Here is a 25,129-nt window from a genome sequence, read left to right on the forward strand (position 1 = left end):
ATACACACATGGCCGGACGGCCAAGGGGGACGCATGACCCCGACACAACGCAAAAAATGGGTGGTCGCTTACTCCACACGAGAGGGCGCACCTCAGCATGAAGTCCACACAAACCTCGCCCTGGCCCGCTGGCTGGCGCAAATTCTGGGGCTTAAATTCGGCGGCAGCTACGATCCGCAAAAACATGCTGGCCGTGAGCTGTATTTACTGCCCACGCAAACCCTTGTTGGCCCGGCGCAGGCCCGCGCCCTTAACGTCAAAGGCCCCGAAGATCTGTGGGGCGGCTATGTCGATCACGACTTCATCTGCACCAAAGCCATCAGCCATGGTTTGTTAAGCCCTGAGGCCAAGGCGCCAGAGGGATGGTCGCCGTTGTTCTGCGAGCGGGTAAAAAAAGTCGTGTTGGAAGGCCTCAGTGTATTCGCGCTCGAAGACGCACTGCCCGCTGCCACCCGTTTGCTTAACGACGGGCCCATTCGCCTGAAACCAGTGCACGCCTGCGCTGGACGCGGCCAGGAAGTTATCCACAGCCTCGATGCCTTCAAAGCCGTGCTGGCCAGGCCTGAGGCTGTGCAATTGTTCGACGAAGGCGTGGTGTTGGAGCAGGACCTGCATGATGTGGTCACCCATAGCGTGGGCCAGAGTTTTATAGGCGATCACGTGTTCAGTTACTGCGGCGAGCAATACCTGACCGAAGACGGGGAGGGCGAAGGTGTCTATGGCGGATCCGACCTGCTGGTCGTACCCGGTTATTACGAAGACTTGCTTAAGCTCGATCTGCCCGAGGACGTACGCCTGGCCATCGAGCAAGCGCAGGTCTTCGACACGGCAGCTGATGAAGCCTACCCCGGCTTCTATGCCTCACGGCGCAACTACGACATCGCTCAAGGCTTGGATAGCCACGGCCAGCGTCGCAGTGGCGTGCTCGAACAATCCTGGCGCATGGGCGGCGCCAGCAGCGCGGAAGTCGCGGCGCTGCAGAGCTTCATCAACCACCCGGGCCTTAAAGCCATTCATGTGTCCTCGGTAGAAACCTACGTGGACCAAGCGCTGCCGGCGGATGCCATTGAGGTGTACCGCGGCCCCGCGGAAAACAGCGACTTTCTTCTCAAGTACGTGACGGTTAAATCTTATGACGGCTAGAAGTGAAACCATTTCCATCGATATCGACGACGAACAAATGAGCGGTACGTTTCTGAGCCCTAAATCCAAAGTGCCGGGCGTGTTGTTTGTGCACGGCTGGGGCGGTAGCCAAGAGCGGGATCTGGAGCGGGCCAAAGGCATCGCCGGCCTGGGGTGTGTGTGCCTGACCTTCGACCTGCGCGGCCATGCTGGCAACGGTATTCCATTGAACCGCGTCACCCGTGAAGACAACCTGCGGGACCTGCTGGCGGCGTATGACCGGCTGCTCGCCCATCCTGCCATCGACACCTCGGCGGTGGCGGTCGTGGGCACCAGTTATGGTGGCTACCTGGCTGCAATCCTCACCTCGCTGCGCCCGGTACGCTGGCTGGCGCTGCGTGTGCCGGCGTTGTACCGCGATCAGGAATGGCTCAAGCCCAAGCGCGATCTGGATAAGGTCGATTTGATGGATTACCGCAGCACCCTGGTGCATGCCGAGACCAACCGCGCCTTACATGCTTGTGCGGCGTTTACCGGTGATGTGCTGATTGTCGAATCGGAAACCGATGACCATGTGCCCCACGCCACCATCATGAGTTACCGCGCCGCGTGCCAGCAGACCCATTCCCTGACTCACCGCATCATCGATGGCGCTGACCACTCCCTCAGCGATCCGGTGTCCCAACAGGCCTACACCTCGATCCTGGTGGACTGGATCACCGAGATGGTGGTCGGCGAGCGGTTGAGCATCATCCAATCCCAGTAGTGCGTTCAGGCGGGTGTTTTCTTCACCCGCAACGCCTTGGCCTTGGCTTCCACGCCCAAGTACATCACCAGTGCAATCAGCAGCGGGCAGATGAAGTAGATCGCCCGATACGCAATCAACCCCGCCAGCAAACTGCCCCGCGACGCCTCATGCTGTAACAGCCCGATAAACACCGCTTCCAGCACCCCAAGCCCGGCTGGGATATGGGTGACTACGCCGGCAATCGCGCTGATCAACAGCACACCCAGTACCAGCGGATAGTCCAACTTGGCGGGCAGCAGGGTAAAAATCACCGCCGCCATCAGCGACCAGTTCAACGCGCCCAACGCCAGTTGCAAGCAGGCCATGCGCAGCGATGGGAGGTTGATCTCGATGCCTCGGATCGACCACGCGCGTTTTTTCGAAAATTGGCAGGCCGCCAGGTAGCCCAGGCTGGCCAGCACCAGCAATACACCCACCCCTTGCAGCGCGCCGCTGCTCAGCTTCCAGCCCGGCGGCATGGTCACCAGCCCGCTGCTGAAAACCGCGCCGGCCAGCGCCATGTAGCCAAACCAATTGGTGGCCAGGCTCAGGCCCAGAATCTTGGCGATATTGCCGGTGCTCACGCCCAACCTTGAATACAGCCGATAGCGCATGGCGATGCCGCCGACCCACGCGCTGAGGTTGAGGTTGAACGCGTAGCTGATGATGCCCACCGGCAGAATCTGCTTCCAGCGCAATGGCTGGCGGATGTAGGTGCGGCCGATCAGGTCGAAGCAGGCGTAGACGATAAAGCTGCACAGGGTCAACGCGCCTGCTATCAGCAAGGTACGCAGTTTGAAATCACCCAGCGTCTGGACCACCTCGCTCCAGTCGATCCTGCGGGCGAGCAGGGTGAACAGCACGATCAGCAGCAGGAAGAAGGCGATGGTCAGGGGCTTCTTCCAACGCTTGAAACGCTCAGCTTTCATGGCGCTGTTCCTCATGCACGAAGGGTTTCAAGCGCGGTTTGTGCGCAGGCAGCCAACCGGTCAGCGCGGGGAAATGGCGCATCACATGGAACACCAGGAAGCCGACGGTCAATCGCCACAACCACAGGCGTGGCTTGCGGTTTTCCGGCATGGTCTGGCAGTGATTTTTACTGAGCACTTCGAGGCGCTCGTACAGTTGCTGATTAAACGCGCGGTCGCGAATCAACACGTTGGCTTCCAGGTTCAGTGCCAGGCTCAAGGGGTCCAAGTTGCTCGAACCTACAGTGCTCCACTCGTCATCCACCAATGCGACTTTGCCGTGCAGCGGGCGCTGGCAGTATTCGTGAATCACTACACCGTCTTTGAGCAGGTAGTCGTAGAGCATGCGTGCTGCCAGTTTGGCCAGCAGCACGTCGGGTTGGCCCTGCATGATCAACTGCACATGCACACCGCGGCGCGCGGCGTTGCGGATTTCCCGCAGCAGGCGGTAGCCGGGGAAGAAATACGCGTTGGCGATCACCGCTCGGTGTTGGGCCTTGCTCAGGGCATGGATATACGCTTCTTCGATATCGTCGCGGTGTTGCAGGTTGTCACGGTAAATCAACCGTACCAGGCCGTCGCCGTGCTCGCTCGACCACGCTGAAGGCCGCTGCTGGCGCCGTCGCCACCCGCGCCGCGTGCGCACCTGGCGACCACTTTGTGCCAAGGCAAAGTGATGCAAGTCTGCCACCGCCGGGCCAATTACCTGCACCGCGTAATCCTGTTTGGCCTCGGGGCCGAAATCCCCCAAGTGATCAGCAGAGAAGTTGATCCCGCCGATAAACCCCACGGTGGCGTCCACCACCACAATCTTGCGGTGCAGGCGGCGGAACCAGTTTGTGCGAATCCCCAGCGTCTTGGACGCCGGATCGAACATCTGCACCGTCACGCCGGCTTCGGCCAGCTCACCGAGAAACCCCGCGCTCAGCTCGCCGCAGCCAAAGCCATCCAGGCTGACCACGACCTTGACCCCACGCTGCGCCGCCTCGATCAGGATACGTTGCAGCTCATGGCCAACCTTGTCTTCGAAAAGGATAAAGGTCTCCAGCAGGACCTCGCGCCGGGCTTGGCGCAGCGCCTCGAATACCTTGGGAAAGTACGCTTCGCCGTTCTCCAGCAACTCGACCTGATTACCGCTTTGCCAGCCGTAATCCAGGTCGCGTGCCTTGGTTTCGTCCGGCGGCTGGTCGGTAGAGATGTGCTCGACCGCAATGTTCATAGCTCAATCTCCACCGACAGCGGCACATGGTCTGAAAGATGGGACCACGGCCGTGTGGTCAGCACCTGTGGGTTGTGAACCTTCACGTTGCGCACATAAATGCGGTCCAGCGGCAGCAACGGCAGGCGTGCCGGGAAGGTGCGCGCCGGTTTGCCAAGGGTGTGCACGAACACCTCGGTGAGGCCGCTTTGGCTCAAATCGGCCCGCTGGCGCCAGTCGTTGAAATCGCCGGCGACCACCAACGGCGCATCGGCGGGAATCTCGCGGATGCGCTGCTCCAGCAAACGCAATTGCTGCTGGCGATGCACCTCGCGCAAGCCCAGGTGGATACAGATTGCGTGCACTTCCTGCCCGCTGCCCGGCAAGCGCAACACGCAATGCAGCAGGCCACGGTTTTCATGGCCGCTTTGGGAGATGTCGAGGTTGTCGTAGCTCACGATCTGGAATTTCGACAGCAGCGCATTGCCGTGGTCGCCATGGGGATAAACCGCGTTACGCCCGTAAGCGAACTGCGGCCAGATACTGTCGGCCAGAAACTCGTACTGCGGCATGTTCGGCCAGTCGCTGTAGCGCTGCGGATGGCGCTCGTGGGTGCCATGGATTTCCTGCAGGAACACCATGTCTGCGCCCACGCTGCGCACCGCTTCTCGCAGCTCGGGCAGGATGAAGCGTCGGTTCAGGGCGGTGAAGCCCTTGTGGATATTGACCGTCAGCACTGTAAAGCGCGTGATGGCGACGCTGGGGGTAACGGGCACCCAGTCGGGGATCGCAGTCATGTGTATTCCTGTGAAGAGTGGGGCTTGGCTTCATGTAATGGCTGACTGCTGGCGGCTGGAGAAAGTTTCGAACGTCCTACGGACGGTTCTGAAGGACGCATGGAGTTACAAATGCTGTTGAATTGCCATCACTGACGTGATCCAATCCCGCGCTATTTACCCCATTCAACGATTGTGCAGGGCCTGTTCATGGATGATGCAGTTGGCGCGTATTCGGCGTTGGCAGTGGGTCGGCGGCTCTTTTCATGAAGGCCGGAACCCATCAAGTGAATACCTCCTTTACCCGAAAAATCAGCCTGCTTGCTGGCGCCGTGGCGCTCAGCGGCTGTGCGACGCTTAACGACGCCGGCAAAAACTACGGCACGGCCATCGGTTGCGCCGGTGGTGCATTGCTCGGTGCAGGCCTGACGTATGCGATCACGGGCGATGCCAAAAAGGCGATCGTCGGCGGTGGTGTGGGCGCGGCGGCCGGTTGTGTGGCGGGTAACTTGTGGCAGAACCGTTTGCAGGAACTGGAGCGGATCGCCAAGGAAGAGAACCTGAATATCCAGGTGCAAACTCTGCAGAGCCAGGAGGTCGCCAGCGGCAACGCCCGCGCGCCGGCACCGACTGAAGCGGGCATCGTTGCCCAAGTGCAGGATGAAGGCATGTTCGCCACCGGCAGCGCGCAGTTGAGCGCCAATGGTCAGCGCCAGGTCCGCAAGTTGGCCGCCGCGTTCGCGCCCAAGCAGGGCCAGAACAGCCAGGCGGCTATTCTGGTCGTCGGCCATACCGACGCTACCGGCAGCGCCGCCACCAACCAGCGGTTGTCCGAGCAACGTGCCCGCGCCGTGGCGTCGATCCTGGCCGAGCAAGGCATCGCCCCGCAGCGTATGTTTTTCCAGGGGGCGGGGGCTTCGCGGCCAATCGCCGACAACAGCGATGTGCAGCAACGCGGCAAGAACCGTCGGGTTGAGATCGTTGAAGTGACCGACCGCAACATGCTGGTCAAGCGGGTCAACGCCGAACAGAACAACTCCAAATACCTGGCGCACGGTACCTCGACCGAGCCTGCGCGCACCGTCGCCCGCGCGCCGAAAAACAAGCCTGCTGCCACCACCAAACCGGCTGCTGAGAGCAAGCCCGCCGATGCCGGTACCGCCCTGGTCGACTTTGGCGGCCAGCCGGCCAGCGACACGCGTTGGACCCTGGCCCAAGGCATCGCGCCGAAAAAGGCCGGGTTCGCTCTGGTCAGCAGCGCGCAAGCCAACGATCTGCCCAACAGCAGTTGCGAAGCCGACCGCCCGCGAGAAACCGGCAAGGTGTTCAACCTCGCCAGCGGCAAGGCGCTCGACACCCAAGTCACCACCGAGTACCTGCCGGGCTACAACAATCGCGTGTGGGCGAATGTGGTCAATGGCCACCTGGTGACGCTGTCGCCGGTTTCGATCCTGCGTGACGGCGCCAGCGTCGACCGCCAACCCTTCATCGAAGTGGTCCAGGGCTACAAGGACGGCAACCGCAAGTCGATCAAAAGCAAAGCCGTGGCCAACACCTACGAAGGTGAGGACCTGGTGCTCTATCGCGTTTTTATCCAAGACCCCAAGGCACCGGTGTCGTGTATCGACGTGGTGTTCAGCAAGAAAAACTCCGAAGCCACGGACGGTGCGTTGTTCTACCCGCGCAGCCGTGAAGCTTTCACTACCCGTTTCGTGCCGATTCGCGCGTAAGACTCAAGGACATACACCATGGAAGACTTCAGCTTTAATGCGCTGACGGCCCTGCTCTGGGCAAACAAGCTAATCACCGGCCTGGTGATTTCCACGCTGCTGGCGGCGATCCTGATTCAAGCGTATTGGGAAAAAGTGGGTTATTTCGTCATGCGTGTTTGGCACGGCGTGCCCGTGATCGGCAAGGTAGCGCGCCTGTCCAAGCAGAGCCTGATGCTCGACGCTTATGGCTGGCCGAAATCCGAGAGCGAGCTGTGCGACGCGTACTACTCGCGCTATGAAAAAATCGGCGCGGAAGACGTCGACTTCTTTAATAAAAGCGAATCCTACCTGCGCACCATCGGCGAGCGTGGCCGCCGGGAGCGACCGTTCTGGGTGTTTGCCCTGATTTTTATGCTGATCATGTTCGAGGCCGTGGGTTTCGCCTACGTACTGGTGCCATTCATCAACCAGAACCTGTCGGCCAATGACCAAAGCTGGATGGGCTGGTTGTTCGCCTTCCTGCTGGCGGTCGCCTCGGCGATCCTGGCCGAAGTCACCGGCCGTGCTGCGCACAAGAACGCGCTGATCAGCAAGGCTCGCCACTGGTGGGAAAACGACAGCGACAGCGACCGCCCGAATCAGCTCAAGGAGTTGCCGGGCATCGGGATCAAAGACACCGAAAGCGATAAAGACGGCAAGGACTACAACCGCATCCTGGCGCGCATCAACACTAACCACACCGTGACACCAAGCCGTGGCTGGATGATCACCACCGGTATCTGGATCGCGATTATCGCGATTGCGGCGTTCGGTATCCGCACCATGCAGCTCAAAAGCATCGAGACCGAAATGGTCGGCAGCCCGCATGCCTTTGCCCAGCAGAATTACGACTCGGCCAGCCCGTTCGAACTGCCGGCCGATTCGGCGGCGATCAACGATCAGGCAGACAAGCAAACCCTGACCGACAAGATGGACGCGATCCGCAAAGCCTCGCTGATCACCTTCATCGTGCTGTCGGTGATCTACATCGCGATTCAGATCACCAGTATCTGGTTGGCGTCGATCTTCGGTTTCGCCGGGGTTGAGTCCAAGACTGCCTGGGAGCACACCCACAAGTTCTCCAGCGGCGAAGCCCTGGAAAACTGGATGCAGAGCCAACGCGTGGAAATTGCCTCCCATGCCGATCACAAATTGAGCAAATTGCAGCTCAAGCTCGCCGGGCGCACCACCACCAACGCCCAGCAGCAGGCGGCGTTGACCACTGCACACAATCGCAGTTTCGAGACCTTCGTGGCGCGCAAACAGGCGTTGCCAGGGAATCCGCAACCAGCGGCCAAACCCGTCAATGTTCCGGTTGCACCTGCCGCACCTGCCGCACCGGCGGTAGCGGAAGTCGCTGCACCAGCACCAGCACCAGCCCCGGTGCAGGCGCCAGTGGCGGTGGCTGCCTCGGAAGGTCTCGACGCCCTGCGCGGCAAAGACCTGACGGCCTACACCGAAGAGCAATTGGCAACGATCAGCCGTGCCAAAGGCCACGCCCTGGAAGATGTGCTGGCGCTGCGTGCCGAACAGCAGTTGGTTAAAGACTTTGACGCAACAGGTGCCTGAATGATGATCCCGCGCTTTTTCTGTGCCCTGTTGCTGGCGCCATTGATGGCGGTGGCCGGCGAGCGCAACGACATTCCGGATTGCTATCCGTACGCCAAGGTCGCTGAGTTTCGGCCCGTGTCTGCGGGGCGCGAGTTGACGGTGATCATTGATCAAACGATCCCGATGCCTGAGGTCATTCAGAAGGCCACTTGGGCCCAGGTGCAGCGCTTTGTACAGCCGGGCGATAAGGTCCGACTGTACAGCTTCTCGGCGTTTCTGCCGGGGCAGTTCATGCAATTGCGCTTTGCCGGTGAACTCAACCAGGGCATAGACGAGAAAGTCCGTGAGCGCGTGGGCATGCAATCGCTGCGCACCTTTGATACGTGCCTGGCCGAGCAGCGCAGCTTTTTCAACAAGACCTTTGGCAAGGTGTTTGTGACCACGCTGCGTGAAGCGTCCGAAGATATTGCGCGCAGTGAGATCTTCCAGTCGTTGCGTGATATCGGCAAAGACCTGGGCCAGCAACCGGCTCAGGAACGTGTGGTGTTGTTGATTTCCGACATGCTGGAAAACAGCGACTTCGGCAGCTTCTACGCCAACAACCGGATTCGTGATCTGCAACCCGACGCCGAGCTGAAGCGGGTGGCCGACAAAGGCCTGTTCGCCGATCTGCAGGGCGCGCGTGTCTATGTGGCCGGTGCGGCGTTGGTGACCAAGGACGTCAAGCAGGCTTATCGCTCCGGCAAGACCATCCAAGCGTTGGAAGGCTTCTGGAAAGGCTATTTCGCCGGCTCTAACGCGCAGTTGGTAGCGTTTGGCGCGCCAAGCCTGAATGTCGACCTGAAGTGAACCATCCCTGCTGAAACCCGTCAGTTCCTTACAGACCCTTCTGAAGGAACTCGGTGTTTTGCTGAATCTCAAGACTGCATTACTGCTCGGTGCGCTGCTGTTTTGCGGCAGTGGCGCACTGCACGCCGCGGCGGTTGCGCCCGAACCCGAGACGCCGGCCAAGCCAGAGTTGCTGGTGGAAGGCGGACTGCTCGGTGCCATCAGTTCCAGCATCGACGACGTGCAAGACAAGCTCGACCTCAATCAGAGCCTGATCGACGCCTGGCGCCTGCGTGCGGACAGGGCGGCGGATGAGGTAGGGCGGTTGGTCGACCAAACGTCAGAACGTTCGCCGTGGAGTGTGGCCGGGAATTTTCTGCTGCTGTCAGGTGTGTGGGTCGGCGCATTTACCGTGCTGACGTTGTTGGGGCGGTTTATCGTGCAGCGCTTGGGCCGACGGTCATTCGTCGCACAGCGCAAACGCCTGCATGCGGTGCTCGGGTATGTGGTGCCCTACACGATCCCGGCGCTGATCTGCCTGCCGCTGACCCTTTATGTCAGTCACTTCCTGCCCACTTCGGTGGGGCGCGCGTTGGCACTGTGTTTTGCCTATGCCACCAGCAGCGGGATCTTTTCCACCTCGATGCTGTTGTGCGTGATTGTCATGTTCAACTTCGGCCACAAGCGGCCGGCGGTGCAGATTATTCGCGATTACTGCCCCAAGCCGCTGTTCCTGATTGGCTTCCTCGCCGCCCTCAGCGATGCCCTGACCAGCCCGCAAATCGCCCGCCAGCTTGGCGGCAACATCACCAGCAGTATTGCGGTATTTACCGGCCTGTTCGCGGCGGTGATTTTCGGCGTGCTGGTGGTGCGCTTGCGTCGGCCGGTCGCCCATCTGATCCGCAATCGGCCACTGGCCCAGCGCCTTAAACATCCGGCGTTGCAGCAGTCTTTGCGGGTGTTTTCCGGCCTTTGGTACTGGCCGATTCTATTGATGGTGCTGGTCTCGGCAATCAACCTCATCGGCGCCGGTGACGATAACCAGAAAGCCCTGCGTTGCGCGCTGTTCACCACGATTCTGCTGATTGGCACCGTGTTCTTGAGCACCGTGCTGCAACACCTGTTCAAGTCCCGCAGCCAGGTAGCGATCCAGCGCAGCAGCGCCTATAAAGATCGTTTCTTGAGCCTGTTGCACGCGATCCTGCGCATTGTCATGGCGATCGCCTTTATCGAAATCCTTGGGCGGATCTGGGGCGTGTCCCTGTTCGAGTTTGCCCAGCGCAACTCGGTAGGGCGGGCGATCAGCGACTCTTTGAGCAGCATCGGTTTGATTCTACTGATGACATGGTTGTTCTGGGTGGTGCTCGACACGGCGATCCAGGAAGCGCTGAAACCGCCGGTAAACAAACGCTCCAGTCGCCAGCCGAGCACGCGGGTGAAAACCATACTGCCGCTGTTGCGTAATGCGGTGAAGATCATCCTGGTGGTCATCTGCGCGATCACCACCATGGCCAACCTTGGCATCAATGTCGCGCCGCTACTGGCGGGTGCTGGTGTGGTCGGCCTTGCCATTGGTTTTGGTTCTCAGCAACTGGTGCAGGATGTGATCACCGGGCTGTTCATCATCATTGAAGACACGCTGTCCATCGGCGACTGGGTGGTGCTCGACTCCGGCCACGCCGGCACCGTCGAGGGCCTGACTATCCGCACCCTGCGTCTGCGTGACGGCAAGGGCTTTGTGCATTCGGTGCCGTTCGGGCAGATCAAGGCGGTCACCAACCAGTCGCGGCAATTTGCCTATGCGTTCTTCTCGGTGCAGTTCACCTACGACACCGATGTGGACAAGGCCGTGGAGTTGATTCGTGAAGCCGGTCAGTCGATCCGCGACGATGTCTTCCTCAAGTACAACCTGCAAGGGCCGCTGGAAGTGTTTGGTGTCGACAAGATGGACCTCAATGGCGTGGTGCTCACAGCGCAGTTCCGCACGGTATCGGGTGGGCAATATGCTGTCAGTCGCGCGTTTAACCAGCGTCTGAAAAAGCTTGTGGATAACTGCCCCGAGGTGCACTTCGCGCAGACTTATCCACAGCAGGTCATGGTGCCCCAGCGTGCGGCGTTGGAGCATGAGCCCGCAGAGCCAGGCGTCAAGACACTTAATCCGTGACGGTTGCGCTACAAACCCGCAAAATGCAACGATTCTGGCAAATGCCAGCGGCAAGGCCCACGGGCCTGCCGACCATAGCCAACGTTCCAAACAGACCGGGCCTGCTCAATCTATGCGAATGCGCCTTATGTTATTGGGCGGCGGGAATGCCCTCGGGCAGGCGCTGATTCGCCTCGGTGCAGAGGAAGACATCGGTTTCCTCGCACCCAAACCGCCCCAAGACGGCTGGGATGCCGCGAGCCTCACCCAATTGCTCGACGACACCCGTCCCGATGCCTTGATCAATCTCGCCTACTACTTCGACTGGTTCCAGGCCGAAGCCGTCAGCGAAACCCGTTTGGCTTCGCAGGAGTTCGCTATCGAGCGCCTGGCCGAACTGTGCCAACACCACAACATCACCTTGCTGCAACCGTCCAGCTACCGCGTATTCGATGGCTCCCGTGCCACCGCCTACAGCGAAAAGGACGAGCCGGTGCCCCTGGGCCTGCGTGGCCAGGCGTTGTGGCGTATCGAACAGAGTGTGCGCGCCACGTGCCCGCAGCATGTGTTGCTGCGCTTTGGCTGGCTGCTGGATGACAGTGTGGATGGCACCCTCGGGCGCTTCCTGGCTCGGGCCGAGAAACCGGATGAATTGCTGATGGCGGATGACCGCCGTGGCAACCCGACGCCTGTGGATGATGCGGCGCGGGTGATCATTTCGGTGCTCAAGCAACTTGATTGCGCGGCGCCGCTGTGGGGCACTTACCATTACGCCGGCCAGGAGGCGACTACGCCGCTGGCGCTGGGTCAGGCGATCCTCACCGAAGCGCGCACTTTCCATCCGTTGGCCATCGAATCGCCCACCGCCCAAGCCCACGCGGCCCGGCCGGATGCGACGGACGAGCCGCAGCACGCGGTGTTAGCCTGCAAGAAAATCCTGCATACCTTTGGCATCAAGCCGCGGGCCTGGCGGGCGGGGCTTCCGGCGCTATTGGATCGGTTTTACCGCCACAGCTGAACCCAACGCACAACCAAATGTGGGAGGGGGCTTGCTCCCGATAGCGGTGTACCAGTCACTGGTTTGTTGACTGATCCACCGTCATCGGGAGCAAGCCCCCTCCCACAGTTGTTTATGCAGTTTTGCTTAGAACTTGTAGCCGATACCCACCATGTAAACCATTGGGTCCACGTCCACATTGACCTTGGCACGGGTGCCCGGCGCCACGGCGTTGTTTTCCACGGTAGCCTTGGTGCTGATGTCGATGTAACGCGCCTGGGCGTTGATCATCCACTTGTCGTTGATCATGTAGTCCGCGCCGATCTGCGCAGCCCAACCCCATGAGTTCTCGGCTTTGAAGTTGCTGAAGCCTGCGCCCTGGGCACGGCTGCCGACGTGTTCGTCGTAGATCCAGGTGTAGTTGATACCGGCGCCTACGTACGGTTGGAACGGGGACTTGTTGTCCAGCGGGTAGTACACGACGCTCAGGGTTGGCGGCAGGTGTTTCAGCGTACCCAGCTTGCCGTTGGCGCCGCCGAGGGCGGTGCCCTTGATCTTCACGTCATGCTCGAACGGCGTGGCGGCCAGCAGTTCGATACCCACGTGGTTGGTCAGCATGTAGGCGAAGTTGAGGCCCAGTTGGGTGTCGCTGCTCATGGTCGCCTTGCCGCCCAGGTTGGTACCGGCCAGCGGGCCCTGGTCAACCTTGACGGTGCTGCTGTCGGCCTTCGGGTTCACGGTGATAGCACCGGCGCGAACCAGAATGTCGCCCGCTTCGTGAGCATGGGCAATGGGGGCGACGAGGGCGAGCGCGAAGAGGGACGCGCCGAGCAGAGACTTGTTCATGGGAGCTCCAAAGGACGTTTAAAAGTTGTACGTCCAATGGTAAAGATCGTTCCGTTCGGTCTGTTGACTCAGCTCAATGAAAGGACGATCAGCGTTATTCCTGCAGTTCGTACATGTAAATCTTCTCGGCATCCATCTGGTAACCGGCGTCCGCCAGTTCGCTGGTAGACGGCTTGACCTGCATCGCGCCTTCGATCCAATACGGCTGGTAGAGCTCATCGAGCTTCACGCCGACTTCACTTTTCACATGCACGATCTGGTTCGACGGCGGCGGCGGTACGTGGATGCACGCGCCGAAATACGGCACCAGCAGGAACTCGGTGGTACGGCCTTCTTCGCTGACTTCCAGCGGCACGATATAACCCGGCAGGCGGATGTGCTGGCCATTGAGGCTCTGCACCACCGGCGCGTTGGGCAGGTCCTGCTTGGCCGCCGGCGCGGCTTCGACGGACAAGGCATCGGCCATGTTCGACAGGTCGTGCAGCGGTTTCATATTGGGGACTTCTGGCGGCGCGTCCGGTGGGATCATCTCCTGCCAGGACAAATCCTTGGGCTGCTCATCGGCCCAGGCGGGTACCGCCACCAGCAACAACAGTGCAAACAGGGCACGACGCATCGAGTCCTTCCTCATAAACGTATGGACAGGCCATCGGCCAAGGATTGTCGGTAGGCGCGCCAGGCCGGCACGCTGCCCATCAACAGCGCAGCAGCCAGGATACCGGCGAGCAAGGTCCATTCATATTCGCTCGGCCAGGACATCGGCAGGTCCAGCCCGTAATTGGCTTGCAAATACCCACGCGACGCGGCAATGCACACATACAGCAAACCCACGCCTGCGATCACGCCGGACAGGGCCAGGGCGAAGGCTTCGAAGATCAGCAACGTTGCGATATGCCACGGCCGTGCCCCCACCGAACGCAGGATCGCCATTTCGCGGCGGCGTTCGTTGAGGCTGGTAAGGATGGCGGTGAGCATGCCGATCAAGCCGGTCAGCACCACAAACAGCGAGATCACGAACAGCGCTTTTTCGGCGGTGCCCATCATGCTCCACAGCTCTTGCAGCGCCACGCCGGGCAGGATCGCCAGCATCGGCTCGCCGCGGAATTCATTGATCTCGCGCTGCAGGGCGAAGGTGGAAATCTTGTTGTTCAGGCCGAGCATGAAGGCGGTAATGGCCTGCGGGGTCAGGTCCATATTGCGAGCCTGATCGGCGCTGATGCGGCCTTTGCCCTGGGCCGGCACACCGTTGTGCCAGTCGATATGGATAGCTTCCATGCCGCCCAGGCTGATGTGCAACGTGCGATCCACCGGCGTGCCGGTGCGCTTGAGGATACCGACCACGGTGAACGGCTTGTCATCGTGCTTGACCAGGCTGACCACCGCCACGCCGTGGGCCAGTACCAGCTTGTCGCCGAGCTTGTAGTGCAGGGCATCAGCGACCTCGGCACCGAGCACCACTTCGAACGGGTCGGTGGCAAAGGCACGGCCGCTGGCCAGTTCGAGGTTTTGCTTGCGGCCGTACTGGTAATGCTCGAAGTACGACTCGTTGGTACCCATCACCCGGTAGCCGCGATGGGAGTCGCCGAGGGAAATCGGGATCGCCCATTTCACCTGGGGGCTGGCGGCGAAGTGCTCGTAGCTGTCCCAGCGGATGTTGTTGGTGGCGTTGCCGATGCGAAATACCGAATACAGCAGCAGGTTGACCGAACCGGAGCGGGCGCCGACGATCAGGTCGGTGCCGCTGATGGTACTGGCGAAACTGTTGCGCGCCTCAACGCGAACCCGTTCCACTGCGAGCAACAAGCAGACTGAAAGCGCGATGGCAAACGCGGTGAGGATCGCGGTAAAGCGACGGTTAGCCAGGCTGGCCATGGCTAGACGAAACAAATACATCTCAAACCTCTGCGGGCGTGGCGGCGCGATTGAGTTCGGCCAGCGACAGGTTGCGGTCGAACAGCGGCGCCAGGCTCTGATCATGGCTGACAAACAACAGGCTGGCGCCGGCGTCGCGGCATTCAGCGAACAGCAGCTGAAGGAAAGCTTCGCGGGCGTCGTAGTCCAGGGCTGAGGTGGGTTCGTCGGCGATCACCAATTCCGGTTGGCCGATCAGCGCGCGTGCGGCAGCCACCCGTTGTTGCTGGCCGATGGACAGCGAATCGGCGCGGCGCTCCAGCAGGTCTTTATCCTTCAAGCCCAAATGCGCGAGCAATGTAGCGGCGGCCTGGTCGACACTGCCGTGGCGCTGCTTTGCCCGCTGTGCACGCAGTTTGGAAAAGTGGCAAGGCAACTCAACGTTTTCGCGCACCGACAGGAACGGCAGCAGGTTGAACTGCTGGAAGACGTAGCCCGTATGGTCGACGCGGAAACGATCACGGGCGCCGGCCGAGAGTTCGGTCAGCTCCTGGCCGAGCAAGCGAATGCTACCTCGGCTGGGTTTCTGCACGCCGCCCAACAGACCAAGCAGCGTAGTTTTTCCGCTGCCGCTCGGGCCCTTGAGAAACAGGGTTTCACCCGCTTCCAGGCGGAAGGCGGGGATGTCCAGCAACTGTGGGTGACCGGGCCAGTTGAAGCCCAGGTCAGACAGTTCGATCAGTGCTTGGGTCATGTGAACTCAGAACTTCAGGGTGGCTGCTGTGGCGGTGGCATCAACACCTTGCTGGCCGCTCGGGCCGATCAGTTGTACCTGAATTTTCTGAGTGGCGGGGAAGGTCTTGAATACCTGGGTCAGGTCCAGATTGCTCAACGCAGTCGGCGTGGCGCAGGTGAATTGGTAGTGGGCGTGGATTTCGCTGTGGTCGTGATGATGTTCGTGGGCGCCGTCTTTGGCGTCGTGATCGTGGTCATCGTCGTGGTCGGCTTCCGGCTTGTCACCGAACAGCGGGCTGTTGAGCTCCTGGGAGCTGATCACGCAACCGGCGGCCTTGGGCAGGTTGAACAGGGTCGATGGGTTTTCCAGCTGTTTGCGTGCAGCGGCGACTTTGGCCTTATCTGCAGCAGTGGTGGCGACGTGCTCGAACCCCACCAGATTCATTGCCGGGCTGTCCAGCTCAAGCTCCAGGGTCTGGCCGTCGAGTACGGCGTTGAGACGTCCGACGCCGTGCTCGTGCGCGCCGAGGCTGCCGTGTTCGTGGTCGTGATCATGGTCTTCAGCCGCATGGGCGATGGCCAGTGGCAGCAGGGCAAACGGCAAAGCGAGCAGCAGACGGCGCATGAGAGGGCTCCAGAACATGAAAGTTATGTTATGTGATCTTATAACAATAAGGCCGAGAGTTTGACCGTCTGCTTGGCGTTGCGCAAGCCGCATGGGAGCATGCCCGTCAGAAAAACTGCAGGAGTCAGGACGATGTTGCGAATTCGTGGAACCATCGGCGACCTGCCGGTGGACTTAACCCTGGAACTGGACGACGGCGATTGGGCAAAGTTGGGCGCGCAATTGCAGGCGACGCCGGCAGCCAGCGCCGCCGCCGCGCCGGTAGCGCCGGTCAAACACAATGATGACCTGTGGCAGAACGCCCAGGACCTGTTGCGCAACGCCGGACAACTCAGCGGCCTGGAGTTGCTTGATCGATTGGAAGGTTTGGCGGGGGATGCTGCGGCGGGCAAGCGACTATTGGTGCGCCTGCGCCACAGCGCTAAGGTCAAGGTGAGCAGCGGCGGGGATACGCCGCTGTACAGTTGGATCGGTGATTAGTACAGCGCGGCAAACAACTTGCGGCGGTACACGGTGACCAGCGGGTGGTCATTGCCCAGCAGTTCGAACACTTGCAACAGGGTCTTGTGCGGCAGGCCTTCGCTGTAGCCGCGGTTGCGGATAAACAACTTGAGCAAGCCTTCCAGCGCGGCGTCGTACTGCTGGCGCGCCAGTTGCTGGATGCTCAACTGATACGCTGCTTCATCGTCCTGCGGGTTTTGCGCCAGACGGCTTTTCAAGTCGGCGGCGTCCGGCAGGTCGGCGGCTTGGCGCAGGAAAGTGATTTGCGCCTTGGCCCCGGCGAGCGCGGCTTTGTGGTCGTCGCTTTTCACTGCGTCGAGCACGGTTTGGGCTTCACCCAGCTCACCGCGTTCGGCCAGGCAGCGTGCGTACAGAATCAGCGCGGCGGCGTTGGTGTTGTCCTCGCCCAGCAGCGCGACGAGTACGGCTTCGGCGTCGCTGATGCGCCCTTCGGCAAACAACGTTTGTGCCTGTACCAATGGATCCGCCGCCTTCGGCGCGGGCATCTGCACATGCGGCGCCAACAGCGCTCGCACAGCCGACTCCGGCTGGGCTCCGGCGAACCCGTCTACCGGCTGGCCATCCTTGAATAGCACCACCGTCGGCAGGCTTTGAATACCAAAGCGCGCAACGATGTCTTGCTCGGCTTCGCAATCGACCTTCGCCAACAGCAACTCGCCCTGATAACTCTCGGCAATCTGCGCCAGCATCGGCATCAAGGCCTTGCAGGGCGCGCACCACTCGGCCCAGAAATCCACCAATACGGGTTTTTCGAAGGAGTTCTGAATCACGGCCTGGTCGAAGTTGGCGGCGGTGACGTCGAAGATGTACGGCGTGGGCTCACTCATGGGGCGTCTCGAATAAAGCGGGAATGGGGCAACTATAAGGGCTGGCGCCGCGAATGGTACAGGCTCACCTTGCGAAACTCCCAAGGCTCGGCCAAGTCCGGCAACGTCAGCGCATCGAGGATTTCCAGGCGCTGATAAGCCGGGTGTTGGAAGTCGCGCACCCGTGAGTCCGCCACCAGTGCTTCGCGGCCGCGGCTGAGGAAATGATCCAGCAGTGGCAGGTTGGCGCGATCGTAAAGCACATCGGCTACCAGGATCAGGTCGAAGCGATCGGCTTCGGCGAAGAAGTCCGGCGAATAGGTTAATTCCACGTTATTGAGCTCGGCATTGGCGCGGCAAGATGCCAACGCCAGCGGATCCAGGTCGCAGGCAACTACTTCCACCGCACCCGCCTTAACCGCCGCAATCGCGGCCACGCCGGAACCGGCGCCGAAGTCCAGCACGCGCTTGCCCGCGACCCACTCGGGGTTCGCCGCCAAATACCGCGCCAATGCCAGGCCGCTGGCCCAGCAAAAACTCCAGTAGGGCGGCTCATGCAGGATGCGCCGGGTTTCTTCCGGGCTGAAGGCGCGGTCCATGTTGTCCGCATCCAACAGCCACAACGAGAGCTCGGTGCCCGGCAGCGGGCAGGGCACCAGTTGAGCGTCGCCGATCAGCTCGCTCAGGGCGCGCTGCAAGTCCAACGGGGGCGTCATGGTGCCTTGACGAGTTCCAGGGGGCCGGTGGTCTGGGTGATTGCCTGGGTGATGCGTACGGCGGGCAGGTGCAGGATCAACTGACCGGACTGGCTGGCGCGGCCACGCAGCTCAACCCGTGCACCGGCCGGGAAAGCCTCTGGGTTAAAACGCAGGCGGAAGGCCACGGGCTTGCCGTTGCCGGTCAGTACGCTGCTGGCGAGCAGTTGTTGCGGGCGCGAACGGTCGTCGATCACCAGCAGGGCCATCTCGACTTCGGCACCGGCGGGGACGTTGGTCAGGCTGCCGTTGATTTCACGTTGGTAGGCGGGTAGGGGGCCCAGGTCTTCAATGCCAGGGACTTTTTTCTCCTGCGCAGGCACCGGTTGGGGCGCAGACGGCTTGGGGGCTTCGCTGCTGCAGGCGACCAGGACACTGAACAGGGTGAGCAAAACAAGTGGTCGTAACTGCATGTACGGCTCCAGAAAGGACAAAATCCGTGGCTTGAAATGTAAGAAACATAATAGCCCGCCTGTATACCGTAAAGGCTATGGCTTGTCTTGCCACAGGGATGCGCTACCATGGCCCTCCCTTTTTTTGTTGCCTGCCACCATGCACTGTCCCTTCTGCGGTGCCAACGACACCAAGGTCATTGACTCGCGTCTGGTCGCCGAGGGCGATCAAGTACGTCGCCGGCGCGAATGCCTGGCCTCTGGCTGCGGTGAACGTTTCACCACCTTCGAAACCGCCGAACTGGTATTGCCACGTCTGATCAAGTCCGACGGCAGCCGCCAGCCTTTCGACGAAGAAAAACTGCGCGCCGGTATGCAACGCGCGCTGGAAAAACGCCCGGTGAGTGTCGAGCGGCTGGAGGCGGCGCTGGCGCATATCAAGCACAAGCTGCGAGCGACTGGCGAGCGCGAGGTCAAGAGCCTGGTGGTGGGAGAGTTGGTGATGGGCGAGCTGCAAAAGCTCGACGAAGTCGCCTATATCCGTTTCGCTTCGGTGTATCGACGCTTCCAGGACCTCAATGAGTTCCGCGAAGAGATCGACCGCCTGGCCCGTGAGCCGGTCAAACCATGATTCCTCCTTCTGCTGAACAAACTGTCCTCGACGCCCATTACATGGCCCGCGCCCTTGAACTGGCGCGCAACGGCCTGTACACCACCCACCCTAACCCGCGTGTTGGCTGCGTGATTGTGCGCGATGGGCAGGTTGTCGGCGAAGGCTGGCATGTGCGCACGGGCGAGCCCCATGCGGAAGTGCATGCCTTGCGGGCTGCCGGCGATAAGGCCCGAGGCGCCACGGCATACGTCACCCTCGAACCGTGCAGCCACTATGGTCACACCCCGCCGTGCGCCGATGCGCTGGTGAGCGCCGGGCTGGCGCGGGTGGTCGCGGCGATGCAGGACCCTAACCCGGAAGTTGCCGGGCGCGGCATGCAGCGCTTGGCCCAGGCCGGGATCGAGGTGCGCAGTGGCGTACTGGAAGGTGAGGCGCGGGCGCTCAACAAAGGCTTTCTCAAACGGATGGAACACGGGTTGCCGTTCGTGCGGATCAAAATGGCGATGAGTCTGGACGGTCGTACCGCGATGGCCAGCGGCGAAAGCCAATGGATCACCGGCCCCGCCGCCCGCGCCGCCGTGCAGCGCCTGCGCGCCGAGGCCAGCGTGGTGCTGACTGGCGCCGACACGGTGTTGGCTGACGGTGCGCGGCTTACCGTCCGTGCTGCCGAGCTGGGGCTGGATGAAGAAACTACCGCCCTGGCCATGTCGCGCCCGCCGTTGCGTGTGTTGATCGACGGCCGCCTGCGGGTGCCGCTCAACGCACCCTTCTTTAAGGCGGGCCCGGCATTGGTCATCACCTGTGTCACCCCGGAAAACCAGTTCCCCCGAGGCCCCGAGTGTCTGGTGGTGCCAGGCGTAGAAGGCCAGGTCGACCTGCGCTCGGCGCTGGTGGCGCTGGCCGCCCGTGGCGTCAACGAAGTCTTGGTGGAAGCTGGCCCAAGCCTGGCAGGGGCGTTTGCCCAGCAAGGTCTGGTGGACGAATACGTGATTTTCGTCGCCGGCAAGTTCCTCGGCTCCGCTGCCCGGCCTTTGCTGGACTGGCCGCTTGAGAAACTGGCCGACGCCCCCCAACTCAAGATCACTGAAATGCGCGCTGTAGGCGACGACTGGCGAGTCACTGCCATCCCTGTGCCAGCAGCGAGCGTATAATTCTGACCGGGCGCTCAAGTGCCCGCCCCGTTTTCCAGGAGAAGGCCATGTTCACCGGCATTATCGAATCCATCGGCAGCATTCGCGCCATGACCCCCAAGGGCGGCGACGTGCGCCTGCTGGTTGAAACCGGCAAGCTCGACCTCGGCGACGTCAAGCTGGGCGACAGCATCGCCGTCAGCGGCGTGTGCCTGACTGTCATCGAACTGCCGGGCAATGGCTTTGCCGCCGACGTCAGCCGGGAAACCCTGGACTGCACCGCGATGAATGACCTCAAGGCCGGCAGCCCGGTCAACCTCGAAAAAGCCCTGACGCCCACCACCCGTCTCGGTGGTCACCTGGTCAGCGGCCACGTCGACGGTGTCGGCGAAGTCGTTGCCCGCAGCGAAAATGCCCGCGCCGTGGAATTCCGCATCCGCGCGCCCAAAGAGCTGGCCAAATACATTGCCCATAAAGGTTCGATCACTGTCGACGGTACCAGCCTGACCGTGAACGCCGTGAATGGCGCCGAATTTGAACTGACCATCATTCCCCACACCCTGAGCGAAACCATCATGGCGTCGTACCAGCCTGGTCGCCGGGTGAACCTGGAAGTCGACTTGCTTGCCCGTTACCTGGAGCGCCTGCTGATGGGCGATAAGGCCGCAGAGCCTGCAACTGGGAACATCACTGAGAGTTTTTTGGCCGCTAACGGCTACCTGAAATCCTGACCAAGGGGGTGCCGCGTGGCGCTCAATAACATCGAAGAACTGGTTGAAGACATCCGCCAAGGCAAGATGGTCATCCTGATGGATGACGAAGACCGTGAAAACGAAGGCGACATCATCATGGCCGCCGAGGCCTGCAAGCCTGAGCACATCAACTTCATGGCCAAGCACGCTCGCGGGCTGATCTGCATGCCCATGAGCCGCGAGCGCTGCGAGCTGCTCAAGCTGCCGTTGATGGCGCCGCGTAACGGCTCGGGTTTTGGTACCAAGTTCACCGTGTCGATTGAAGCGACCACAGGCGTGACCACCGGCATTTCCGCCGCTGACCGCGCCCGTACCGTTCAAGCCGCTGCCGCCAAAGACGCCAAGGCCGAAGACATCGTCAGCCCAGGCCACATCTTCCCGCTGATGGCCCAACCGGGTGGCACTCTGGCCCGTGCCGGCCACACAGAAGCAGCCTGCGACCTGGCGCGCATGGCCGGTTTCGAGCCGAGCGGTGTGATCTGCGAAGTGATGAACGACGACGGCACCATGGCTCGTCGCGCCGAACTCGAAGCATTTGCCGCCGAGCACAACATCAAGATAGGCACCATTGCCGACTTGATTCACTACCGGATGATCCACGAACGTACCGTTCAGCGGATTGCCGAGCAGCCACTGGACAGCGAATTGGGCCAATTCAATTTGGTGACCTACCGTGATTCAGTGGAGGGCGATGTGCACATGGCCCTGACCCTGGGCACCATCAGCGCAGACGAACCGACCCTGGTGCGTGTGCACAACATGGACCCGCTGCGCGACCTGTTGATGGTCAAGCAACCGGGCCGTTGGAGCCTGCGCGCCGCGATGGCTGCGGTGTCCGAGGCGGGCAGCGGTGTGGTGCTGCTGCTGGGTAACCCGGTGGACGGCGATGTATTGCTTGCCCATATCCGCGAGACCGCCGAGCAGACTCAGGTGAAAACACCGACCACCTACAGCATCGTCGGTGCCGGTTCGCAGATCCTGCGTGACCTCGGTGTGCGCAAAATGCGCCTCATGAGCGCACCGATGAAATTTAATGCGATATCCGGATTCGATCTGGAAGTTGTAGAATACGTGCCCTCCGAATAAAGGCTGGCGTCTATTGCCCCTTGTTCGCGGTTAAATCATCACTGAGGGACGCACTTTTCGCGTCCCGGCTCTTTAAGAGATTTGTCGAATGACCCTGAAGACCATCGAAGGTACCTTCATCGCCCCCAAAGGCCGCTATGCCCTGGTGGTTGGCCGCTTCAACAGCTTCGTGGTTGAAAGCCTGGTAAGCGGTGCCGTGGATGCCCTGGTTCGCCACGGTGTGAGCGAAAGCGATATCACGATTATCCGTGCCCCTGGCGCCTTCGAAATTCCACTGGTTGCGCAAAAAGTTGCTCAGCAGGGTGAATACGCAGCAATCATCGCCCTGGGCGCTGTGATTCGTGGCGGTACCCCGCACTTCGAATACGTGGCCGGCGAATGCACCAAGGGCCTGGCCCAGGTGTCCATGGAGTTCGGCGTGCCAGTCGCTTTCGGCGTACTGACCGTTGATTCCATCGAGCAAGCCATCGAGCGCTCCGGCACCAAGGCCGGCAACAAAGGCGCTGAAGCTGCTCTGTCCGCCCTGGAAATGGTCAGCCTGCTGTCGCAGTTGGAGGCCAAGTGATTTCCGACGAGAGCGATCGTTTCAACCCGCGCGACGAGCGTCCAGCGGACGCCGGCAAACCTTCGAAGAGCGAAAAGCGCCGTGCTGCCCGTCAGCTCGCCACCCAGGCGTTGTACCAGCGCCATATGGCCGGTACTTCGCTGAACGAAATCGAAGCGCAATTTCGCGTCGACAACGACTTCACCTTTGCCGACCAGAGCTACTTCCACGACATCCTGCACGGCGTCCCGGCCAACCTGACCGAGATCGACGCTGCATTGACGCCGTGCCTGGACCTGACCCTTGAAGAGCTGGACCCGGTTGAACTGGCCGTACTGCGCCTGTCCACCTGGGAACTGCTCAAGCGCGTCGACGTGCCGTACCGCGTGGTGATCAACGAAGGTATCGAGCTGGCGAAAGTCTACGGTTCGACCGACGGTCACAAGTTCGTCAACGGCGTGCTCGACAAGCTGGCTCCGCGCCTGCGTGAAGCCGAAGTGAAGGAACACAAGCGCTAAGTTGCGCTTGAGTTCTCGATGGGCGAGTTTGAGCTGATCCACAAGTACTTTGCCGCCGCGCCCTGTGCGCAGGGCGGCGAGGGCATTGTCTTGGGGATCGGCGACGACTGTGCCCTGCTGGCGCTTCCTGCCGGGGAGCAACTGGCAATTTCCACCGATACCTTAGTGGCCGGCGTGCACTTTGCCGACCCTTGCGATCCGTTCCTGCTCGGCCAGCGTTCGCTGGCGGTGGCGGTGAGCGATCTGGCTGCCATGGGCGCCAACCCCCTCGCGTTTACCCTTGCACTCACTACGCCCACCGTCGATGCCGACTGGTTGCAACGCTATGCCCAGGGTTTGAACGCCATGGCGCTAAGCTGCGGCGTGGGCTTGGTGGGCGGCGACACCACGCGGGGGCCGCTCAGTTTGACCCTGACGGTGTTCGGCCGTGTGCCAGCGGGCCAAGCGTTGACGCGCAGCGGTGCGCAGCCGGGGGACCTGCTGTGCGTGGGCGGTGAGTTGGGCAATGCCGCTGGCGCCTTGCCACTCGTGCTGGGCCAGCGCAACGCCGATGCGGCCATCGCTGATCCTCTGCTGGCCCATTACTGGTCACCGCAGCCGCAGTTGGCTTTAGGGCTGGCGCTGCGGGGCAAGGCGACGGCTGCGATGGATATCTCCGACGGGCTGTTGGCCGATTGCGGGCATATCGCCAAGGCGTCGGCCGTCAGCCTGTTGATCGAGCGTCAGAAGCTTCCGCTGTCCAGCGCCTTGCTGGCGTTTGTCGGTGATGACCAGGCGCGGGTGGCTGCATTGAGCGGTGGCGACGACTACGTGCTGGCCTTCACCTTGCCGTCCGTCGAGTTGGCACCGCTGCTGGCCGCGGGTTGGCCGGTGCACGTTATTGGCCGTGTCCAGGCGGGGCAGGGTGTGACGCTCCTCGACGCCAACGGGCAGGACATCACTCCGGCCATCCGGGGTTATCAGCACTTTCGCGAGACGCCCTGAGTCGGCGTGCTGCGCTACCCTCTACTACGTCATTACGCAAGCAAGGCATTGCAGGAGGTCGTACCCATGGATGTGCGCCACTGGCTGCTGACACTGCTGTGTGTCATTCCGGCGTGGGTCCTGGCGCAGGATGAGTCTGTTGTACCAGGCAAGATCATGCTCGCCAGTGAGGCTTGGGACGACTACACCAATGCGGACGGCAGCGGTCTGGCCTGGGATGTGCTGCGGCAGGTCTTCGAGCCGGTCGGGATCACTCTGCACACCCGCATCGAGCCCTATACCCGCTCGGTGGGCCTGGCCCAGCGCGGTGAGGTAGATGGTTGGGTCGGCTCTTACCGTGACGAGGTCACGGGCGTCCTTTACCCGCACTGGAAGTTGGACTCCGACGCTATCTACGCCCTTGGGCTGGCAACCTCCCCGATCCCGAGCGTCGCAACGCTGGGTGAATACCGCCTGGCCTGGGTACGCGGCTATCGGTACGAGGCGTACTTGCCCAATGTGCGACGTTTCAACCAGATCCAGCGGCGCGATGGGATTTTACCGATGCTCCAGCATGGTCGGGCCGATTTCTACATCGATGCCCTCAGCGAAACGCAATACGTCCTCAAACAGGCGCGAGACCCTTCCACGTTCAGGCTTACCCACATCATCGACCTGCCGCTATACGTTGGCTTTGCCGATACCGAGCGCGGCCGTTCGTTACGCACCGTGTACGATCAGCGCATGGCCGTGCTGGTCAAAAGCGGCGTGCTGAAGCCGATCTTCCAGCGCTGGAACCTGCCGTATCCCTTCTAACTGCATAGAACCGAGATGAAGGCCAATCGAACCGATTGATCTTTATCAGCGATC

Annotated in this window: 27 protein-coding genes; 16 read left to right on the plus strand and 11 right to left on the minus strand. The window is 61.4% G+C overall.

What is annotated here, in order from left to right:
* Positions 1-33: 33 nt before the first annotated feature.
* Positions 34-1,143 (plus strand): DUF3182 family protein, encoded by a 1,110-nt coding sequence (locus ACKZ62_RS02680; protein WP_447096294.1) that lies wholly within the window; start codon positions 34-36, stop codon positions 1,141-1,143.
* Entirely contained in the window at positions 1,133-1,888 is a 756-nt protein-coding gene (locus ACKZ62_RS02685) for an alpha/beta hydrolase family protein (protein WP_032884545.1), read from the plus strand. Before ACKZ62_RS02680 ends, ACKZ62_RS02685 begins: the two co-directional genes overlap by 11 nt.
* A gap of 5 nt (positions 1,889-1,893) precedes the next feature.
* On the opposite strand, the gene ACKZ62_RS02690 is transcribed toward ACKZ62_RS02685, so the two are convergent.
* Genes ACKZ62_RS02690 through ACKZ62_RS02700 form a run of 3 tightly spaced genes read right to left on the minus strand, consistent with a single transcriptional unit; the run spans position 1,894 to position 4,872 of the window.
* Positions 1,894-2,838, minus strand: a complete 945-nt coding sequence (locus ACKZ62_RS02690) for a lysylphosphatidylglycerol synthase domain-containing protein (protein ID WP_099603296.1) — start codon at positions 2,836-2,838, stop codon at positions 1,894-1,896.
* Positions 2,828-4,096: a cardiolipin synthase ClsB gene (clsB, locus tag ACKZ62_RS02695; protein ID WP_447096295.1), complete on the minus strand. Its 1,269-nt coding sequence runs from the start codon at positions 4,094-4,096 to the stop codon at positions 2,828-2,830. Before clsB ends, ACKZ62_RS02690 begins: the two co-directional genes overlap by 11 nt.
* Positions 4,093-4,872 carry an endonuclease/exonuclease/phosphatase family protein gene (locus tag ACKZ62_RS02700; RefSeq protein ID WP_032884548.1) on the minus strand — a complete coding sequence of 260 codons (780 nt, stop codon included), beginning with the start codon at positions 4,870-4,872 and terminating at the stop codon, positions 4,093-4,095. The genes clsB and ACKZ62_RS02700 overlap by 4 nt, the downstream gene beginning before the upstream one ends.
* Positions 4,873-5,138: 266 nt before the next feature.
* Here ACKZ62_RS02700 and ACKZ62_RS02705 point away from each other — a divergent pair, with 266 nt between their 5' ends.
* The 5 genes from ACKZ62_RS02705 to ACKZ62_RS02725 all read left to right on the plus strand — a co-directional run bounded on the left by ACKZ62_RS02705 (position 5,139) and on the right by ACKZ62_RS02725 (position 12,142).
* Positions 5,139-6,581: an OmpA family protein gene (locus ACKZ62_RS02705; protein ID WP_032884764.1), complete on the plus strand. Its 1,443-nt coding sequence runs from the start codon at positions 5,139-5,141 to the stop codon at positions 6,579-6,581.
* A gap of 18 nt (positions 6,582-6,599) precedes the next feature.
* The gene (locus ACKZ62_RS02710) at positions 6,600-8,171 is read left to right on the plus strand and encodes a hypothetical protein (protein ID WP_032884549.1); all 1,572 of its coding nucleotides are present in this window, start codon (positions 6,600-6,602) and stop codon (positions 8,169-8,171) included.
* Positions 8,172-9,002, plus strand: a complete 831-nt coding sequence (locus ACKZ62_RS02715; protein WP_447096296.1) for a hypothetical protein — start codon at positions 8,172-8,174, stop codon at positions 9,000-9,002. It begins immediately after the preceding gene.
* Between the two features lie 58 nt (positions 9,003-9,060).
* Entirely contained in the window at positions 9,061-11,145 is a 2,085-nt protein-coding gene (locus ACKZ62_RS02720) for a mechanosensitive ion channel family protein (protein ID WP_122756015.1), read from the plus strand.
* Between the two features lie 112 nt (positions 11,146-11,257).
* Complete coding sequence (locus tag ACKZ62_RS02725) at positions 11,258-12,142, plus strand: sugar nucleotide-binding protein (RefSeq protein ID WP_032884551.1); 885 nt, start codon at positions 11,258-11,260, stop codon at positions 12,140-12,142.
* A gap of 126 nt (positions 12,143-12,268) precedes the next feature.
* Here the strand turns inward: ACKZ62_RS02725 and ACKZ62_RS02730 are convergent, their stop codons facing one another.
* The 5 genes from ACKZ62_RS02730 to ACKZ62_RS02750 form a co-directional block, all read right to left on the minus strand.
* Positions 12,269-12,967: an OmpW/AlkL family protein gene (locus ACKZ62_RS02730; protein WP_095186186.1), complete on the minus strand. Its 699-nt coding sequence runs from the start codon at positions 12,965-12,967 to the stop codon at positions 12,269-12,271.
* Between the two features lie 94 nt (positions 12,968-13,061).
* Positions 13,062-13,583: a DUF3299 domain-containing protein gene (locus ACKZ62_RS02735; protein WP_032884553.1), complete on the minus strand. Its 522-nt coding sequence runs from the start codon at positions 13,581-13,583 to the stop codon at positions 13,062-13,064.
* Positions 13,584-13,594: 11 nt separating this feature from the next.
* Entirely contained in the window at positions 13,595-14,860 is a 1,266-nt protein-coding gene (locus ACKZ62_RS02740) for an ABC transporter permease (RefSeq protein WP_027605183.1), read from the minus strand.
* Position 14,861: 1 nt separating this feature from the next.
* Entirely contained in the window at positions 14,862-15,572 is a 711-nt protein-coding gene (locus ACKZ62_RS02745; RefSeq protein WP_122681791.1) for an ABC transporter ATP-binding protein, read from the minus strand.
* A gap of 6 nt (positions 15,573-15,578) precedes the next feature.
* The gene (locus ACKZ62_RS02750; protein ID WP_447096297.1) at positions 15,579-16,178 is read right to left on the minus strand and encodes a DUF2796 domain-containing protein; all 600 of its coding nucleotides are present in this window, start codon (positions 16,176-16,178) and stop codon (positions 15,579-15,581) included.
* Between the two features lie 132 nt (positions 16,179-16,310).
* On the opposite strand from ACKZ62_RS02750, the gene ACKZ62_RS02755 reads away from it, so the two are divergent.
* Positions 16,311-16,658, plus strand: coding sequence for a hypothetical protein (locus ACKZ62_RS02755; protein WP_099603289.1), 348 nt, complete (start codon positions 16,311-16,313; stop codon positions 16,656-16,658).
* On the opposite strand, the gene trxA is transcribed toward ACKZ62_RS02755, so the two are convergent.
* From trxA to ACKZ62_RS02770, 3 genes are read right to left on the minus strand one after another with little or no spacing between them, the layout of a single operon-like run.
* Positions 16,655-17,527: a thioredoxin gene (gene trxA / locus ACKZ62_RS02760; RefSeq protein ID WP_032884557.1), complete on the minus strand. Its 873-nt coding sequence runs from the start codon at positions 17,525-17,527 to the stop codon at positions 16,655-16,657. The genes ACKZ62_RS02755 and trxA overlap by 4 nt on opposite strands.
* 32 nt (positions 17,528-17,559) lie before the next feature.
* On the minus strand, positions 17,560-18,222 hold the full coding sequence (locus ACKZ62_RS02765; RefSeq protein WP_032884558.1) for a class I SAM-dependent methyltransferase: 663 nt from the start codon (positions 18,220-18,222) through the stop codon (positions 17,560-17,562).
* Positions 18,219-18,674: a YbaY family lipoprotein gene (locus ACKZ62_RS02770; RefSeq protein WP_032884559.1), complete on the minus strand. Its 456-nt coding sequence runs from the start codon at positions 18,672-18,674 to the stop codon at positions 18,219-18,221. Before ACKZ62_RS02770 ends, ACKZ62_RS02765 begins: the two co-directional genes overlap by 4 nt.
* A gap of 139 nt (positions 18,675-18,813) precedes the next feature.
* Between ACKZ62_RS02770 and nrdR the strand changes: the two genes are divergently transcribed.
* The 8 genes from nrdR to ACKZ62_RS02810 all read left to right on the plus strand — a co-directional run bounded on the left by nrdR (position 18,814) and on the right by ACKZ62_RS02810 (position 25,075).
* Positions 18,814-19,284, plus strand: a complete 471-nt coding sequence (gene nrdR / locus ACKZ62_RS02775) for a transcriptional regulator NrdR (protein WP_163033267.1) — start codon at positions 18,814-18,816, stop codon at positions 19,282-19,284.
* Positions 19,281-20,417 (plus strand): bifunctional diaminohydroxyphosphoribosylaminopyrimidine deaminase/5-amino-6-(5-phosphoribosylamino)uracil reductase RibD, encoded by a 1,137-nt coding sequence (ribD, locus tag ACKZ62_RS02780; protein WP_032884561.1) that lies wholly within the window; start codon positions 19,281-19,283, stop codon positions 20,415-20,417. Before nrdR ends, ribD begins: the two co-directional genes overlap by 4 nt.
* Positions 20,418-20,464: 47 nt before the next feature.
* Positions 20,465-21,127, plus strand: a complete 663-nt coding sequence (locus ACKZ62_RS02785; protein ID WP_032884562.1) for a riboflavin synthase — start codon at positions 20,465-20,467, stop codon at positions 21,125-21,127.
* Between the two features lie 15 nt (positions 21,128-21,142).
* Positions 21,143-22,234: a bifunctional 3,4-dihydroxy-2-butanone-4-phosphate synthase/GTP cyclohydrolase II gene (ribBA, locus tag ACKZ62_RS02790; RefSeq protein ID WP_032884563.1), complete on the plus strand. Its 1,092-nt coding sequence runs from the start codon at positions 21,143-21,145 to the stop codon at positions 22,232-22,234.
* 88 nt (positions 22,235-22,322) lie between these two features.
* A complete protein-coding gene (gene ribH, locus ACKZ62_RS02795) occupies positions 22,323-22,799 on the plus strand; it encodes a 6,7-dimethyl-8-ribityllumazine synthase (protein WP_003176356.1) in 477 nt (158 codons plus the stop codon).
* Entirely contained in the window at positions 22,796-23,296 is a 501-nt protein-coding gene (nusB, locus tag ACKZ62_RS02800) for a transcription antitermination factor NusB (RefSeq protein ID WP_032884564.1), read from the plus strand. Before ribH ends, nusB begins: the two co-directional genes overlap by 4 nt.
* A gap of 18 nt (positions 23,297-23,314) precedes the next feature.
* Positions 23,315-24,280 (plus strand): thiamine-phosphate kinase, encoded by a 966-nt coding sequence (gene thiL, locus ACKZ62_RS02805; RefSeq protein WP_447096298.1) that lies wholly within the window; start codon positions 23,315-23,317, stop codon positions 24,278-24,280.
* Positions 24,281-24,346: 66 nt separating this feature from the next.
* Positions 24,347-25,075, plus strand: a complete 729-nt coding sequence (locus tag ACKZ62_RS02810) for a substrate-binding periplasmic protein (protein ID WP_447096299.1) — start codon at positions 24,347-24,349, stop codon at positions 25,073-25,075.
* Positions 25,076-25,129: the final 54 nt, after the last annotated feature.

Source organism: Pseudomonas sivasensis, assembly GCF_052938085.1.